The 15089-nt window shown below is 70.8% G+C and carries 15 protein-coding genes; 8 read left to right on the forward strand and 7 right to left on the reverse strand.

Annotated features, from left to right (window positions below; all coding sequences use genetic code 11):
- Positions 1 to 50 precede the first annotated feature (50 nt).
- Both Drose_RS03385 and Drose_RS03390 read right to left on the reverse strand, forming a co-directional pair.
- Positions 51 to 527, reverse strand: coding sequence for an SRPBCC family protein (locus Drose_RS03385; RefSeq protein ID WP_260726695.1), 477 nt, complete (start codon positions 525 to 527; stop codon positions 51 to 53).
- Positions 524 to 1078: a DivIVA domain-containing protein gene (locus Drose_RS03390; protein WP_260726696.1), complete on the reverse strand. Its 555-nt coding sequence runs from the start codon at positions 1076 to 1078 to the stop codon at positions 524 to 526. Before Drose_RS03390 ends, Drose_RS03385 begins: the two co-directional genes overlap by 4 nt.
- Before the next feature lie 78 nt (positions 1079 to 1156).
- On the opposite strand from Drose_RS03390, the gene folP reads away from it, so the two are divergent.
- Positions 1157 to 2017, forward strand: a complete 861-nt coding sequence (gene folP, locus Drose_RS03395; RefSeq protein ID WP_260726697.1) for a dihydropteroate synthase — start codon at positions 1157 to 1159, stop codon at positions 2015 to 2017.
- 57 nt (positions 2018 to 2074) lie between these two features.
- Here the strand turns inward: folP and Drose_RS03400 are convergent, their stop codons facing one another.
- On the reverse strand, positions 2075 to 2464 hold the full coding sequence (locus Drose_RS03400; protein ID WP_260726698.1) for an NADH-quinone oxidoreductase subunit A: 390 nt from the start codon (positions 2462 to 2464) through the stop codon (positions 2075 to 2077).
- A 136-nt stretch (positions 2465 to 2600) separates the two neighbouring features.
- Here Drose_RS03400 and Drose_RS03405 point away from each other — a divergent pair, with 136 nt between their 5' ends.
- The 3 genes from Drose_RS03405 (at position 2601) to Drose_RS03415 (ending at position 7149) form a co-directional block, all read left to right on the forward strand.
- Positions 2601 to 4031 carry a hypothetical protein gene (locus tag Drose_RS03405; protein ID WP_260726699.1) on the forward strand — a complete coding sequence of 477 codons (1431 nt, stop codon included), beginning with the start codon at positions 2601 to 2603 and terminating at the stop codon, positions 4029 to 4031.
- Positions 4032 to 4271: 240 nt separating this feature from the next.
- A complete protein-coding gene (locus Drose_RS03410) occupies positions 4272 to 6119 on the forward strand; it encodes a 2-oxoacid:acceptor oxidoreductase subunit alpha (protein ID WP_260726700.1) in 1848 nt (615 codons plus the stop codon).
- Positions 6112 to 7149: a 2-oxoacid:ferredoxin oxidoreductase subunit beta gene (locus tag Drose_RS03415; RefSeq protein WP_260726701.1), complete on the forward strand. Its 1038-nt coding sequence runs from the start codon at positions 6112 to 6114 to the stop codon at positions 7147 to 7149. The genes Drose_RS03410 and Drose_RS03415 overlap by 8 nt, the downstream gene beginning before the upstream one ends.
- 274 nt (positions 7150 to 7423) lie before the next feature.
- Here Drose_RS03415 and Drose_RS03420 read toward each other — a convergent pair whose 3' ends face one another.
- Together Drose_RS03420 and Drose_RS03425 are read right to left on the reverse strand one after the other, a co-directional pair.
- The gene (locus tag Drose_RS03420) at positions 7424 to 8893 is read right to left on the reverse strand and encodes a leucyl aminopeptidase family protein (protein WP_260726702.1); all 1470 of its coding nucleotides are present in this window, start codon (positions 8891 to 8893) and stop codon (positions 7424 to 7426) included.
- Between the two features lie 77 nt (positions 8894 to 8970).
- Positions 8971 to 9138 carry a DUF3117 domain-containing protein gene (locus Drose_RS03425; protein WP_081971220.1) on the reverse strand — a complete coding sequence of 56 codons (168 nt, stop codon included), beginning with the start codon at positions 9136 to 9138 and terminating at the stop codon, positions 8971 to 8973.
- Positions 9139 to 9358: 220 nt separating this feature from the next.
- On the opposite strand from Drose_RS03425, the gene Drose_RS03430 reads away from it, so the two are divergent.
- Both Drose_RS03430 and Drose_RS03435 read left to right on the forward strand, forming a co-directional pair.
- Positions 9359 to 10150 (forward strand): PaaX family transcriptional regulator, encoded by a 792-nt coding sequence (locus tag Drose_RS03430; RefSeq protein WP_260726703.1) that lies wholly within the window; start codon positions 9359 to 9361, stop codon positions 10148 to 10150.
- Positions 10151 to 10165: 15 nt separating this feature from the next.
- The gene (locus Drose_RS03435) at positions 10166 to 10960 is read left to right on the forward strand and encodes an enoyl-CoA hydratase-related protein (RefSeq protein ID WP_260726704.1); all 795 of its coding nucleotides are present in this window, start codon (positions 10166 to 10168) and stop codon (positions 10958 to 10960) included.
- Between the two features lie 406 nt (positions 10961 to 11366).
- Here Drose_RS03435 and Drose_RS03440 read toward each other — a convergent pair whose 3' ends face one another.
- Both Drose_RS03440 and Drose_RS03445 read right to left on the reverse strand, forming a co-directional pair.
- The gene (locus tag Drose_RS03440) at positions 11367 to 12329 is read right to left on the reverse strand and encodes a DNA-3-methyladenine glycosylase family protein (RefSeq protein WP_260726705.1); all 963 of its coding nucleotides are present in this window, start codon (positions 12327 to 12329) and stop codon (positions 11367 to 11369) included.
- 32 nt (positions 12330 to 12361) lie between these two features.
- Positions 12362 to 12952 carry an O-methyltransferase gene (locus tag Drose_RS03445; RefSeq protein WP_260726706.1) on the reverse strand — a complete coding sequence of 197 codons (591 nt, stop codon included), beginning with the start codon at positions 12950 to 12952 and terminating at the stop codon, positions 12362 to 12364.
- A 129-nt stretch (positions 12953 to 13081) separates the two neighbouring features.
- Between Drose_RS03445 and Drose_RS03450 the strand changes: the two genes are divergently transcribed.
- Together Drose_RS03450 and Drose_RS03455 are read left to right on the forward strand one after the other, a co-directional pair.
- Positions 13082 to 14443 (forward strand): S1C family serine protease, encoded by a 1362-nt coding sequence (locus Drose_RS03450; RefSeq protein ID WP_260726707.1) that lies wholly within the window; start codon positions 13082 to 13084, stop codon positions 14441 to 14443.
- A 70-nt stretch (positions 14444 to 14513) separates the two neighbouring features.
- Positions 14514 to 14945, forward strand: a complete 432-nt coding sequence (locus tag Drose_RS03455) for a Sec-independent protein translocase subunit TatB (RefSeq protein ID WP_260726708.1) — start codon at positions 14514 to 14516, stop codon at positions 14943 to 14945.
- Positions 14946 to 15089: the final 144 nt, after the last annotated feature.

Raw genomic sequence — 15089 nt, forward strand, 5'->3', positions numbered from 1 at the left:
TTCGGAACCTACTCCGCGGCTACGACATTTTCGCTCCGGGTGCGCCGGGCCTACGACAGCTCGCCGTTCTCCACCATGCGGGCGAAGCGGCGCAGCGCGCCGGTCAGGCCGGCCTTGGAGCCCGGCCACAGCAGCGGCCAGGCGACCTTGCCCGCCGGGCCGGCCGGCAGGTGGAACCACTCGTGCCAGACCACCTGGGTCCGGTCGGCGCCCAGCGGCGTGCAGCGCAGGACGCCGGGGCCGCGCAGCACCTTGCCGTGGTGCACGACGCGCACCTCGAACGGCGGGTCGAGCTTCACCACCCGCATGAGGTCACGCAGGACCGCGGGGCCGACCTGGGTGACCGCCTCGATCTGGCTGCCCTCGCCCCCGTCGCCGGACAGCACGCGGACCTTCGTGAACGGGATCCACTCGCCCTGCCGCGGCCAGTCGACGAGTGCGGCGAAGACGACCTCGGCCCGTGCGTCGACGATCACCGTGGCGGTGACCTCGCCGGTGCCCGGCCGTTCCGCGTCGCTATAGGTCACTTCACCACCGGGGACGGGTGACCCCAGGAGTCGTCGGCGGAGACGCCCCAGCGGTTGCCGTCGGCGTCCGGCCGGTCGTCCGCCGCGGGCTCGTCGGAATTGGCTGCTTCATCCGCCCTGCCCTCCTTGTCGGACTTATCGAATTTCTCGGCTTTTTCGGCTCGGTCGACCACCGCTGTCCCGCCAGCGCCTGACACGGCCGCCTCGCGCGCGTCGCGCAACGCGTCGGCGTCCTCGGTGCGGGCCTCGCGGAGCGCCTTGATCTCCGCCTCCAGGACCTGGATCAGCTCCTCCTTGTAACCGATGTCGTAGCCGGCCCGCCGCAGCGCCGTGTCCACCTGGGACATCCGGTAACCCCGGATCGCGGTGTCGAACCGCAGTTGTCCCACGTCGCCCTCGACCAGCGGGCGCGACGACGGCAGGGGCACCGCGCGTCCGTCGGGCTCATGTCCTTCGATCCCCGGGTCGTCACCGGTGATCAACAGCGACACGCCGAACCCGATGGCCCCGACGACCACAGCGGCGATCAACACCAGGAGGAACTCAGCCATAGGGGGAATCGTGGCACGCTGAATGGGCCTGGGCGACCCCGGCACACCCATCTGAAGGAAACGTGGAGGCCATCAACGATGTTTCGGCTGGGCGGCAGGCAGTTCGCGGACGGCGACTATGCGGTGATGGCGATCGTGAACCGTACACCCGACTCGTTCTTCGACCGGGGCGCCACATTCGCCGAGGACGCCGCGCTGCGGGCGGTCGAGAACGCGGTCGCCGAGGGCGCGGACATCATCGACATCGGTGGTGTGAAGGCCGGCCCGGGCAACACGGTCGACGCGGCCGAGGAACTGCGCCGGACGCTGCCGACGGTGCGGGCGGTCCGGCAGTGCTTCCCCGACGTGGTCATCTCGATCGACACCTGGCGGGCCGAGGTGGCCCGGGAGGTCGTCGCGGCGGGCGCCGACCTGATCAACGACACCTGGGCCGGCGCCGATCCGGCCCTGGCCGAGGTGGCCGCCGAGACCGGCGCGGGACTGGTGTGTTCCCACGCGGGCGGGCTGAACCCGCGCACCCGTCCCCACCGGGTCGCGTTCCAGGATCCGGTCGAAGATGTCGTACGGACCGTGACGTCCCTGGCGGAACGGGCCGTCGCCCTGGGGGTGCGCCGCGACGGCATCCTCATCGACCCGGCGCACGACTTCGGCAAGAACACCCGCCACTCGCTGGCCATCACCAACCGCCTGGGCGAGCTGACCGCGACCGGCTGGCCCGTGCTGGTCGCGCTGTCGAACAAGGACTTCATCGGCGAGACGCTCGACCTGCCGGTCGGGGAACGGCTGGAGGGCACGCTCGCGGCGACCGCGGTGTCGGCGTGGCTGGGCGCCCGGGTGTTCCGCGCGCACCAGGTGAAGGAGACCCGCCGGGTCCTCGACACGGTGGCCGCGATCCGGGGCGACCGCCAGCCCGCGGTGTCCCGTCGTGGGCTGGCCTGAGCGCCGGGGCCGACATCGTCCGGAGTCGACCCCGGTGCCATTGTCGCGGATGGCGGTCTACGTCCACCTCAGGATGTTCTTGCGCCACGCGTAGAGAATGCCGAGCGCCAGCACGGCGACGAAGACCGCCATCTCGATGACGACCGCCGCACCGTATCCCGGCCGGTCGAACACCACCGCCCACGGGAAGAGGAAGACGCTCTCGACCGCGAACAACGCGTACAAATATGCATACACGTAGTAGCGAATCTGTGCCTGTGCCCAGTCTCCGCCGACCGGGTCGAGTCCGCACTCATAGGTGTCGTACTTGCCGCTCTGAGCGGCGCTGCTCTCGGGTATCCGGCGTGGACCCAGCACCCGGTTGGCCGTGAACGCGGCGACGAACACCGCGGCTCCCACCAGCAGCAGGAGGCCGAGCGTCGCATAGCCGCCCAGGTATCCACTCACAATACGTACCGTACACGCGTCATCACGATCTCCGACATGCCGAAAATCCGAAGCTCTATAGATAATGGGCTTTCTTGCCGGAGTGCAATGAAGTGCCCCCGGCCGTCATTGAGACGCGACCAGAAGGACACCCCTTATGGAAGCACCCGCGGGCCACCCCACCCGGTGGCGGCTGCGTGCCGGCTCCCTCATCGTCTTGTCAACCGTCTGCTCCCTGGTCTTCGCCGCTCCGGCGCACGCGGAGCCGGGAGGGGGCGAGTCGAGCCCGCCCCCGGCGGAGGTCCCGACCTCGGCTCCCCCGGTGACCGAGGAGCCCACCACCCAGGCGCCCACGTCGGATGCCCCGACCTCCGGACCGACCACCCAGGGGCCGCAGTTACCGGTGGTCGTCCACGCCTTCAAGATGTCCGTCAGCGACGTCGAGGTCGGCGACGCCTACTGGCGGGGCGACGGCGCGGCCGAGCTGGTCATCGTGGTGCAGAACGTCGGCCGCAACGTCGGCGACGACACCGTCACCGGCTACTACGTCTTCCCCAGCGGGACCCAGGCCACCGGGGCGTACGGGACCGACGGCTGCCAGGTGAACAACGGCGCGCTGAGCTTCCGCTGCGGCCTCGGCGAGCGCGCGGTCGGCCGGGTCGTCGTCAAGGTCAACGTCGACCCGGGTGTCTGGAAGCTGCCGGGTAACGGCTCCGTGACCGCCTCCGTCACCGGTGCCCCGGACACGACCCGCAACTTCGCGATCGTCTTCAAGAGCCAGCCGCCGACGCCGGGCATCGCGCTGTCCGCCTCCCAGCCGCAACTGCCCGCCGTGGCCACCCCGCAGGCCCAGACCGCCCAGATACAGGTCAAACTCCGCAACACCGGCGCCGTCAAGGGCTTCGGCGCCGTTGAGCTGGTCACCCCGGCCGGTGTCGACCTCACCTCGTTCCCGTCCGTCTGCCGCACCCACCGCAAGCTCGAGAACAACCGCCACCGTTGCGAGTTCGGCGACGTCGCGGCCGGCAAGGAGATCACAGCCGGGTTCGGCCTGACGGTCAGCGCCGAGGCGCGGGTGGAGCTGCCGCTGACCGGCACCGTCCACGGCTACCTGACCCCGGTCGGCCGGGACACCATCGAGTCGCGCGCCGACTACCGGATCAGCGCGCCGCCGGTCGCCGGCGAGTCGCCGCTGCCCACCGACGCGCCCGCGGCGCCGCTGGTCGCTCCGGCCGCGGCCGGTGGAAAAGCGGACGACGGCTCCGGCGGCAACCTGCTCTCCGCCGGCCGCCTGTCCAGCGCGCCGTTCGTCGTCGGCGTCATCGGGCTGGCCGCGCTGCTGGGCTTCCTGGTCGTGTTCTCGCTGCGCCGGCGCATGCGCGACGACCGTGACGAGCTGTCCGCCGACGAGGTCGAGGACGTGGTGCTCGTGCCCGCGGGCGGCGTCGGCCAGGAGCGCATGCCGCTGTTGGCGCCGCGGCCGCCGATTCCCCGCGCGCTCACCCTGCCGCGCCTGCCGCCGGGTCCGGTCGCCGGCTCGGGCTTCCGGTCCCGTGACGAACTCCATGACGAGGACCGCGACCGGTAGGGATGTGTCCGAAAGGGCGGCCGGTTCGCCCGGTCGCCCTTTGACACCCGCCCGTCCGCCCGAAATATGCTGATGGAACGACCCGCGCACCGTGCCGGCGAACGATGCGGTGGTGAAGCAGCGGGATCCGCCCCACACCAGAGACCTGTGTCGCAGGCGAGAGGCCCCGGCCGACGTACCCTCTGGATGTAGGTAAGCTCCAACCCCCGCCCCGCCGGTTCAACAGGGAGGTCAGCTCACGTGACCAAGCAGGTCCGCCAACTGGATCGAGTGGTCATCAGGTTCGCTGGCGACTCCGGTGACGGTATGCAGCTCACCGGAGACCGGTTCACCTCGGAGACCGCCCAGCTCGGCAATGACATCTCGACGTTGCCGAACTTTCCCGCCGAGATCCGGGCTCCCGCCGGCACGCTGCCGGGCGTCTCGAGCTTCCAGGTGCACTTCGCCGACTTCGACATCCTCACCCCCGGTGACGCCCCGAACGTGCTCGTGGCCATGAACCCGGCGGCGCTGAAGGCCAACCTGGCCGACCTGCCGAAGGGTGCCGCGATCATCGTCAACACCGACGAGTTCACCACCCGCAACCTGGCCAAGGTCGGTTACGCGACCAACCCGCTCGAAGACGGCTCCCTCGACGGCTGGTCGGTCGCCGAGGTCGGGCTGACCTCGATGACCGTGAAGGCGCTCGAGTCGTTCCAGATCTCCAAGAAGGACGCCGAGCGGGCGAAGAACATGTTCGCGCTCGGCCTGCTCTCGTGGATGTACTCCCGCCCGCACGAGTCGACGCTGAGCTTCCTCGAGCGCAAGTTCGCCGCCCGCCCCGAGCTGGCCGCCGCCAACGTCACCGCCTTCAAGGCCGGCTGGAACTTCGGCGAGACCACCGAGAACTTCGCCGTCCGTTACGAGGTGAAGCCGGCCCGCATGGTGCCGGGCAACTACCGCAACATCACCGGCAACGCCGCGCTCGCGTTGGGCATCGTCGCCGCGGGTGTACGAGCCGAGTTGCCCGTCTTCCTCGGTGCCTATCCGATCACCCCGGCCTCCGACATCCTCCACGAGCTGTCGAAGCACAAGAAGTTCGGCGTGACCACCGTGCAGGCCGAGGACGAGATCGCCGCGATCGGCGTGGCGCTCGGCGCCTCCTACGGCGGCGCGCTCGGCGTCACCACCACGTCGGGTCCGGGTGTCGCCCTCAAGGGCGAGACGATCTCCCTCGCCGTGGCGCTGGAGCTGCCGCTGGTGATCATCGACGTGCAGCGCGCCGGCCCGTCGACCGGCATGCCGACCAAGACCGAGCAGGCCGACCTCAACATGGCGCTGTTCGGCCGGCACGGCGAGGCGCCGGTCGCGGTGCTCGCCCCGCGCTCACCCGCCGACTGCTTCACCACCGCGCTGGAGGCGGCACGCATCGCGCTGACCTACCGCACCCCGGTGATCCTGCTGTCCGACGGTTACATCGCCAACGGCTCCGAGCCGTGGCGGCTGCCGGAGGTCGCCGAGCTGCCGTCCCTGCGTGTGGAGTTCGCCACCGCGCCCAACGCCGAGGACGGCAAGACCTTCCTGCCGTATCTGCGCGACCCGCAGACCCTGGCCCGTCCGTGGGCCGTCCCGGGCACGCCCGGGCTGGAGCACCGCATCGGCGGCCTGGAGAAGGCCGACAAGACCGGAGACATCTCGTACGATCCGGCCAACCACGACTTCATGGTCCGCACCCGCGCCGCCAGGATCGAGAACATCGAGGTGCCCGACGTCGAGGTCGAGGATCCCGACGGGACCGCCCGCGTCCTCGTGCTCGGCTGGGGCTCGACCTTCGGGCCCATCGGCGCCGCCGCCCGCGCACTGCGCCAGCGCGGCCTGCCGATCGCGCAGGCGCACCTACGGCACCTGTCGCCGATGCCGAAGAACCTCGGTGACGTGCTCAAGTCGTACGACAAGGTGGTCATCCCGGAGATGAACCTCGGTCAGCTCGCCGGGGTGATCCGGTCGAGGTTCCTGGTCGACGCGATCGCCTACAACCAGGTCCGCGGACTGCCGTTCACCGCCGCCGAACTGGAAGGCGTGCTCGAGGAAGTGGTCAAGAATGCCTGACACCCCTGTCGCGCTGAAGCTGACGGCCAAGGACTTCAAGTCCGACCAGGAGGTCCGCTGGTGCCCCGGCTGCGGGGACTACGCGATCCTGGCCGCCGTCCAGTCGTTCATGCCCGAGCTCAACATTCCGCGTGAACGGATCGTCTTCGTCTCCGGGATCGGCTGCTCCTCGCGGTTCCCGTACTACATGAACACCTACGGCATGCACTCGATCCACGGCCGCGCGCCGGCGATCGCGAGCGGCCTGTCGGTGTCCCGCCCCGACCTGTCGGTCTGGGTCGTCACCGGCGACGGCGACGCGCTGTCCATCGGTGGCAATCACCTGATCCACGCCCTGCGCCGCAATGTCAACCTGAAGATCCTGCTGTTCAACAACAAGATCTACGGCCTGACCAAGGGGCAGTACTCGCCGACCTCGGAGCTCGGCAAGATCACGAAGTCGACGCCGGTCGGCTCGGCCGACTCGCCGTTCAACCCGATCTCGCTGGCGCTGGGCGCCGAGGCCAGCTTCGTGGCCCGGACCATCGACTCCGACCGCAAGCACCTGCAGTCGGTCCTGCGCGCCGCCGCCGAGCACCGCGGCTCGGCCTTCGTCGAGATCTATCAGAACTGCAACATCTTCAACGACGGTGCCTTCGAGGTCCTGAAGGACGCGGGCACCCGCGACGACTCCATCATCCGGCTCGAGCACGGCCAGCCGATCACGTTCGGCAAGGACGGCGAGTGGGCGGTCACCCACCCGCCGGGCGGCTTCGGCCTCTCGGTGGTGCCGACCGCATCGGTGAGCCCCGACGAGATCGTGGTGCACGACCAGACGGTCTCCGAGCCGGCGTATGCGTTCGCCCTGTCCCGGCTGCCCGGCCTCGACCTGCGCAACACGCCGATCGGCGTGTTCCGCTCGGTCGACCGCCCCGCCTACGACGACCTGGTCCACGCCCAGCTCGAGGCGGCGAAGTCCAAGGCGAAGGGCACCCCGGAGGAAGAGCTCAGCGCGTTGCTCAACAGCGGCGACACCTGGACGATCCTCTAGCGCCTGTTGCACAGCCGAGGCCGGGCTGCGCCGGTCTTGTCCGGATACAACACCGGTATCCGGACAAGACCGGCGCGCACCCAGCGAACGTTCGGACTCCGCCTCGCCTCGATCCCAGCTATGAAACAGGCGCTGGTCCACCGGCCGCGCGGCCCGACCGACATCACCGGGAGGGCCACGCCCCGCCTGCGTCCGCATCGGACCGGCCCTGGGCACCACCTGGGGCCGGTTCAGCCGGCGACGGCCAGCGGCGGTCGATCCCCGCTGCGACGCCCTACGCGGACGCGGACTCCAGCCAGCGGGTCAGCGTCCGCACGCCCCAGCCGGTCGCGCCCTTCGTCAGCTCGCCGTCTGCCGAATCGGCCCAGGCGGGTGACGACATGTCGAAGTGGACCCAGTCGTTGCGCAAGGCGCCGGTGAACTCGCGCAGATACAGGGCCGCCAGCAGGGAGCCGGCGCCGATGTCGGTCGAGTTGACCAGGTCGGCGATGCCGCCGTCCAACTCCTCGGCGTAGTCGTCGAGCAACGGCATCCGCCAGACCGCCTCACCCGCGGCCGCCGCCGCGCCGGTGAACTCCTCGGCCAGGGTGTCGCTGTGGCTGTACATCGCCGCGGTGCGCTTGCCCAGGGCCACACCCTGCGCACCGGTCAGCGTGGCCAGGTCGACGATGACGTCCGGCCGGAGCCGCCGCACCGCGTAGGCCATCACGTCGCCGAGCACCAGCCGCCCTTCGGCGTCGGTGTTGAGGACCTCGCTCGTGATGCCGCCGTAGTGCTGGATCACGTCGCCGGGGCGCATCGCGTCGGCGCCGATCGCGTTCTCGGCCAGCGGTGCCAGAGCGGTGATCCGCAGCGGGAGCCGCATCGCGGCCGCGGCCAGGGTCGCACCGACCACCGCGGCCGCCCCGCCCATGTCCTTGCGCATGAGCTTCATCCCGGACAGCGGCTTGATGCAGATGCCGCCGGTGTCGAACGTGATGCCCTTGCCGATCAGCACGACGTGCCGCCGCGCCCCGCGCGGTCGCCAGGACATCTCGACCAGCCGCGGCCCGCGCGTCGAGCCTCGCCCGACCGCCAGGATCGCGTTGAAGCCCTGCTCGGCGAGGGCTGCCGGGTCACGAACCGACACGGTAAGCTGCGGCACCCCGGAGGCGGCCTTCTCGACCCGCCTCGCGAACCACGCCGGGGTCTTCCGGTCACCGGGTGTGTTGGTCAGATCCCGGGCCAGCATCGTCGACACCGCGACCGCCCGGGCCCGCTCCAGTGCCTCGGCGTGCTCCCCGGAGGCGTCCAGCACCACCGTGACGCGTCGAAGCTCGGCCGGTGACGAGGTCGACAGCTCGTAGCGGTACGACGCCAGCCACAGCCCCTCAGCCAGACCGCGCACAGCGGCGGGCGGCAGCTCAACCGGTGCCACCACGATCAGGGCCGGCTCGGAACGCGCCGACTTGGCGAGTGCCGCCCCCGCCGAGCGCCAGCCGGCCTCGTCGCCGTCGCCGATCCCCACGAACAGCAGCCGCGCCGGCTGCCGGCCAGGGCGGGGCAGGCTGTGCACGGAGCCGGCCGACCCGGAGTGCCCGACGTCCTCCAGGAACGCCGTGCACTCGTCCAGGTCGGCCGGGCCGAATCGGAGCTTCGGAACCGAGCCGAGCAGTGAGACCGCCGTGGTGGGCTCGCCGGACGGCACGACGACAGCCACCGCGGCGGAGGTGCTACGGGCTGCGGCGAACCTGATGTCCAGCAAGAAAACCCCCATTGCAGAGCGCACACTGAAGGGAGCGACCACCCGGGGCCACTCCGACACACCTCAAGTGGGAAGACTCAGCCGGTGGCGGTCTTCAACGCCTCACTGAGCTCGTTGGCCTCATCTTTGGTCATCTCGACGACAAGCCGCCCACCGCCCTCAAGCGGGACCCGCATGACGATGCCGCGGCCCTCCTTGGTGACCTCCAGCGGACCGTCGCCCGTCCGCGGCTTCATGGCCGCCATGTTGTCTCCCTTCGCTTCCTGGTGTCCCAGACACCAGGTGGCACAGCCGTCCCGCATGTGCGCGCGCCTGCTCACGGGGCCCGACCAAGACCCGTTGGCTCCGTGACGAACGCACCAACCGATGATTTTCCCTGATGATGGCCCCAAGACCCAAACCGGGACGCGAACCTTGTGACAACTCCTGGCGGAAAATGCCGGTCAACTGTCACAATAAGCGGCCATGCAGGCCCGGTCCGCCCTCTTCGACCTCTATGGCGACCACCTTCGCCCACGCGGTGGGCGTGCCGCCGTCGCGGCTCTCGTGCGCCTGCTCGCTCCCCTCGGCATCGCCGCCCCGGCGGTGCGCACCGCGGTGTCGCGGATGGTCCGGCAGGGCTGGCTTCACCCTTTACGCTTACCGACCGGCCCCGGCTACGGCATCACCCCCAAGGCGGCACGGCGCCTGGACGCGGCCGGTGCCCGCATCTACCGCACCGGCAACGGGCACGGATGGGACGGGCACTTCGATCTCATCATGCTCGAACCGCCGCAGCATCGTGGCGCGCGGGCGAGACTTGTCGCGAATCTCGGATTCCTCGGCTACGGCTCGATCGACGGCTCGACCTGGATCGCTCCGCGCCCGGGCGAGGGGGTGGACGCGCTGCTCACCGAGGCCGGCGTCCGGTTCGACCGGTTCCGCGCCGCCCACGTCGGCGGCACGGCCGGCACCGCCGGGTTGGTCGAGCGCGCCTGGGACCTGACCGCCATCGCCGCCGCCTACCGCGAGTTCGTCGATCGGCTCACCCCGCTGGTCGCGAGCATCGGCCCGGGCACGTCCGACGAGCGGGCCTACGCGGTGCGGTTCACGCTCGTCCATGCCTGGCGGGCGTTCCTGTTCCGCGACCCGCAACTGCCGGCCGAACTGCTGCCGGAGAACTGGGCAGGTAGCACGGCCGCGATCTTCTTCGACCGGCACGCCAGTCGCCTCCGCCCGGCCGCCGACCGATACGTTGACCACTGCCTGAGTGTGTGAGAAGGGGTACCCGCCATGACTGACGTGCTGCTCGTCGACCGTTCCGACACCGGCGTCGCCACGCTGACGCTCAACCGCCCGGACGCCCTCAACGCGCTCGACGTCGCGTTGAAGGTGGCGCTGCGAGCATCGTTGGAAGAGCTTTCCGACGATCCGTCGGTGCGGGCTGTGGTCCTCACCGGCGCCGGACGCGCGTTCTGCGTCGGGCAGGACCTGCGTGAGCACGTCGCCTCGCTGGAGTCCGGCGAGGGCTCGTCGCTGTCGACCGTGACCGAGCACTACAACCCGGTGGCCGAGCTGATCGCGGGCATGCCCAAGCCGGTCGTCGCCGCCGTGCGCGGGATGGCGGCGGGCGCCGGCGCGTCGCTCGCGCTGCTGGCCGACTTCCGCGTCGGCGGCCCGAAGACCGGGTTTCTCATGGCATTCGCGAACGTCGGCCTCGCCGGTGACACCGGCGTCTCGTGGGCGCTGCCCCGCCTGGTCGGCTACGCCAAGGCGACCGAGCTGCTCCTGCTGGCCGAGCCGGTCGACTCGGCGACGGCGCACCGGCTGGGCATGCTTTCCCGGCTCGTGGACGACGACGAGCAGGTGCTGCCGGCCGCGCTGGAGCTGGCCGAGCGGCTCGCCGCCGGCCCCACCGTCGCATACGGCCAGATCAAGCGTGAGCTCGTCGCCGGCGCCTCCGGGTCGCTGACCGACGCGCTGCGGGTCGAGGCGGAGGCACAGGCCGCCTGCGGCCGCACCGACGACCACCACAATGCGACCGCGGCGTTCGTGCGCAAGGAGAAGGCGACCTTCAAGGGAGCCTAAGGTGACGCACAGCCGTGCGGGCGGGCGTCTGCCGCTCGTGGTCGCCACCGGCCTCGGGACGGCGCCGTTCCAGGCCGGGCAACTCCATGGTCATGGGAAGGATGTGGCTATCGGGGCAGCCATATCTTTCCCATGATCATGAAATTTGAGCGGCACGGCTCGGAACGCGCCGCAGGTCCGCACCATGCTGCGCGACCCGGCGCTGATCCGCTGGCCCGACCGGGCAGAAGAACACGAAACGACGTCCTCTCCGCCGATCCCCTGAGCAGGGCGCTCGGCTACGACAAGCCCTGGAGGGCCTGCTCCGTCGGCCGCTCCCTGCAATCCGATCAACCGGCCGATCAACCGGCCGGACTGGCCGCGGGGCCGCCGCTCACCGACGGCCGGCCCGGCAGCCGGGTCCGGGTCAGGCGGCTGCTCGCGCCAGGGAACGTTGGAGAGCCTTCTCGTCCTGGTCCAGCCAACTGAGGGCGGTCCGGCTGGTGTAGGCCCACCAGCCGATCCACGGCCCATACCTGGATCGGAGCTCGGCCGGTGTCGGGGTCGGCTCGCCGTACAGGTCCAGAGCCACCTTGCGGAACTGGGCCAGCTCCAGCGGCACCGCGTCGGGACGCCCCAGGACCCGCGGGAGTAGCGCGTGGGCGGTGAACGTGCCGATGCCCCGGACCGCCAGCAGGGCGGCACGCGCCTCCTCATACGGCCCGGTGCGCAGCCACTGCTCGTCCAACTCGGCGATGCCGGCCAGCACCGTCGTGAGGCGCTCGGCGCGGGCCCGGCTCCCGGCATACGGCAGGAGATGGTCGGGGGCCATGGACGTCAGCAGCGACAGGTCGGGAAATGCGGTGAGGACCTTGTGGTCGAGGACGCAGCGGGGGCCGTGGTCGTCGACCAGGCGGCGCTTGCGGGCGGTCGCGAACCACTGCGTCGAGCGCTGCGTCAGTGTGAAAAATGTCGCGCCCTCCGCCAGCGACGCGAACCGGACCTGGTGCAGCCCGCCGGCCACGGCCAGGACCCGGCCCATCGCCGGGTCGGCGCGGGCGACCGCGAGGAACTCGGACCGGTCGTCGCCGAGGCTGAGCCACTGTGCGACCCACCCGGCGACGGCGGCCACCTCGAACGGGCCGAGCGACTCGTCGCTGAACACGGTCAGCCCGACCCCGGGCACCCCGTCGTCGCGCCCGACGACCTCGGCCACGACGGCGCGGGCCGGGTCGGTCGGGTGCCGGAACGCCTTGCGGACCCGACCGTCGGCAATGACCTGGTCGCCGGAACTGGGCGTGAAGCCTTTGATCGCGCGCAGCGAGCAGGCCAGGTCGAACGGGGCGGTGGCGGTCAGGACGGTGTGGGCGGTGCTGGTGAGTTCGGTCATGCGGAGAGTCTCGAACTCGGGTACGACAACTTTTACGTCGCTCGCGCCGCCAGTAGCAGCCCGTCACCGAGCGGTAGCAGCGCGGGCACCCACGCGTCGCTGTCGCGCAACGCCTTCACGGCCTCACGGAGAAGTACCGTCTCCGCATCCCGGATCGTGGGATCACTCACCCGGCCACCGGCCAGTGCGTCGCTCAGCGCCAGCGTGCCGCCCGGCCGCAGCAGTCGCTCCGCGGCGGTCACCACAGGTCCGTACTCGCTCGGGTCATGATCGACGAACACCAGGTCATAGGCGTGGTCGGCCAACCTCGGCAACACGTCGAGCGCGCGTCCGGTGATGATGCGTGTACGAGAGGGAGGGTTCCCGGCCACTGAGAACACCCGCCGTGCGATCCGCTGGTGCTCGGCCTCGTAATCGATCGTGGTCAGGACGCCGTCGCGGCGCATGCCGCGCAACAACCACCCGCCGCTCACCCCGGTGCCGGTGCCGACCTCCACCACCGCCTTGGCGTTGCTCACCGCGGCGATCACCCGAAGCGCCGCACCGCAGCCTCGGCTGACCGCCCGGATGCCCAGCTCAGCGGCCTGCTCGCGGGCAGCCGTGAGTACCGGGTCCTCCAGCACGTACCCGTCGACGAAGTCGGCGAACTGCTGCGCGCTTCTCGCGGACGCGGTGATGGGACACCTCCAGGTGAGTCGATTCCCGGCAAGCCTAGGAGACTCGCCCGCGCGTGCGGGATGCCGGAGCGTGCAATGCTGGATGCGAAACGGACGGAGGAGCCGATCGTGACAGACGGTTCGGCCTGGCGACAGCCGGGCCACGGCGCGTCCAGCCCGGATGGCTGGACAACGCCCGCGCAGGCCACCGCCAGCCGCCCGCAGCCGCAGCACGGGACGGCGCCGCAGCCGGCGAGGGATAGCTGGTGGTCCGACGCGCTCGCCGACCCGTGGCGCGACCCCGACGCCCCGGTCGTCGTGATGAAGACGCCGGTCGACGAGGTGCCGCCCCTGGAGAAGCCGCCGCCGCCGAACGCCGGCCCCCGGGTCGGGCTGGGTCTCGTCCTGATCGTGTCGATCGTCACCGCCCTGCTCGCGGGCGCGCTCGGCGGCACACTCGGCTACGTCTTCGCCGTCGGAGGCGGCGGCGGCCTCGGCGGCACCCAGCTCGGCAACGACCCGCCGCTCAACGCGAGGCCGCCGGATTCGGTCGCTGCCCTGGTCAAGAAGGTCCTCCCCAGCGTCGTCACGATCAGCATGCGGGTCGGCTCCGGCACGTCGCTCGGCTCCGGCTTCGTGGTGTCGTCCGACGGGCACGTCATCACCAACAACCACGTCGTCGAGGGCGGCACCGGCAACGCGACCGTCCGGTTCAGCGACGCGACGGTGGTGCCGGCCAGTGTCATCGGCGGTGACGACGAGTCCGACGTCGCCGTGCTCAAGATCGACACGTCCGGGCTGCCCGACGGCAAGGTCGTGCCCGTCGAGTTCGGTGACTCCAATCGGCTGCAGGTCGGCGACCCGGTCGTCGCCGTGGGCGCGCCGCTGGGCCTGACCAGCACGGTGACGTACGGCGTGGTGAGCTACCTCGACCGTCCCATCCGCACCAGCGAGGGCGGCACCGCCCGCTACTACTCGGCCATCCAGACCGACGCGGCCGTCAACCAGGGCAACTCGGGTGGCCCGCTGTTCGACGGCGCCGGTCGTGTCGTCGGCATCAACTCGGTGATCGGCACGCTGTCCGAGGACCAGTCCACAGCCGGCAACGTCGGCCTGGCGTTCGCGATCCCGATCAACCACGCCAGGCGGATCGCCACCGATATCATCAACACCGGCAAGGCGCGCCGCACGGTCATGGGCGTGCAGCCCGACCCGTCCTACCGCAACCCGGCCGGCGGCGCCCGGCTCGCCTCGGTCGAGGCCGGCGGTCCCGCGGCGGCGGCCGGCCTGAAGAGCGGTGACGTGATCCTCGCGGTCAACGGCAAGCCGATCGACGAGTTCTGGGACCTGACCGCACTGGTCCGCAAGTACGCGCCGGGTGACACGGTCGAGATTTCCTATCTGCGCGGTACGACCAGGGAGAAAGCCTCCGTGACCCTGGTCGCCGACGCGAAGTGACCGTCGGGCCCTCCCCGTCCGGGGCCGTGGGTGACTAGTCTTGCGGCTGAGAGCAGGGAGGGCCGGCAACATGGGCTTGGAGAACATCGGCGGCTGGGAGTTCATCCTGATCATCCTGGTCGGGTTGTTCATCTTCGGTCCCGACCGCTTGCCGAAGGCGATCAGCGACGGAATGCGGATGCTCCGCAACGTGCGGCAGATGGCCCGCAACGCCACCGGCGACCTGAGCCGCGAGCTCGGCACCGACATCCAGTTGGAAGATCTCCACCCGAAGACCTTTCTCCGCAAGCACCTGCTCAGCGAGGCCGACGAGGCCGCCCTGCGCAAGCCGCTCCAGGGCATCTACGACGAAGTCCGGGGCGTGGCCGACGGCGTGAAGCGCGACGCCCAGGCGGCCGCGACCGCCGCGAACAGCGTCACCTCGCCGTCGACGGCGGCTGCCGTGTCGACGCCGCCATCCGCTCAGCCGGCCTCCCGCGCATCCTGGGACGACGTCACCTGAGATCCGCACGGCCCCGGTGCATCCCTGGGTCCAGAGGCGCGATGCCGATTCCATCCGTTCCGTACGTTTCGCCCGACCGCAGTCGAGGGTGTCGCCGCCGAGGCGTGCCGACCGGCGCCGCGTTCCGATGCGATCGGGCTCGAT

This window comes from Dactylosporangium roseum (assembly GCF_025264685.1).
Classification (GTDB): Bacteria; Actinomycetota; Actinomycetes; order Mycobacteriales; family Micromonosporaceae; genus Dactylosporangium; species Dactylosporangium roseum.

Excerpts from the sequence above, each read along its gene's own strand:
- Drose_RS03425 (WP_081971220.1), bottom strand. The coding sequence starts at position 9,138 with ATGGCGGCCATGAAGCCGCGGACGGGCGACGGTCCGCTGGAGGTCACC.
- Drose_RS03455 (WP_260726708.1), top strand. The coding sequence starts at position 14,514 with ATGGGCTTGGAGAACATCGGCGGCTGGGAGTTCATCCTGATCATCCTG.
- folP (WP_260726697.1), top strand. The coding sequence starts at position 1,157 with ATGTTTCGGCTGGGCGGCAGGCAGTTCGCGGACGGCGACTATGCGGTG.
- Drose_RS03430 (WP_260726703.1), top strand. The coding sequence starts at position 9,359 with ATGCAGGCCCGGTCCGCCCTCTTCGACCTCTATGGCGACCACCTTCGC.
- Drose_RS03435 (WP_260726704.1), top strand. The coding sequence starts at position 10,166 with ATGACTGACGTGCTGCTCGTCGACCGTTCCGACACCGGCGTCGCCACG.
- Drose_RS03440 (WP_260726705.1), bottom strand. The coding sequence starts at position 12,329 with ATGACCGAACTCACCAGCACCGCCCACACCGTCCTGACCGCCACCGCC.
- Drose_RS03450 (WP_260726707.1), top strand. The coding sequence starts at position 13,082 with ATGCTGGATGCGAAACGGACGGAGGAGCCGATCGTGACAGACGGTTCG.
- Drose_RS03415 (WP_260726701.1), top strand. The coding sequence starts at position 6,112 with ATGCCTGACACCCCTGTCGCGCTGAAGCTGACGGCCAAGGACTTCAAG.
- Drose_RS03405 (WP_260726699.1), top strand. The coding sequence starts at position 2,601 with ATGGAAGCACCCGCGGGCCACCCCACCCGGTGGCGGCTGCGTGCCGGC.
- Drose_RS03390 (WP_260726696.1), bottom strand. The coding sequence starts at position 1,078 with ATGGCTGAGTTCCTCCTGGTGTTGATCGCCGCTGTGGTCGTCGGGGCC.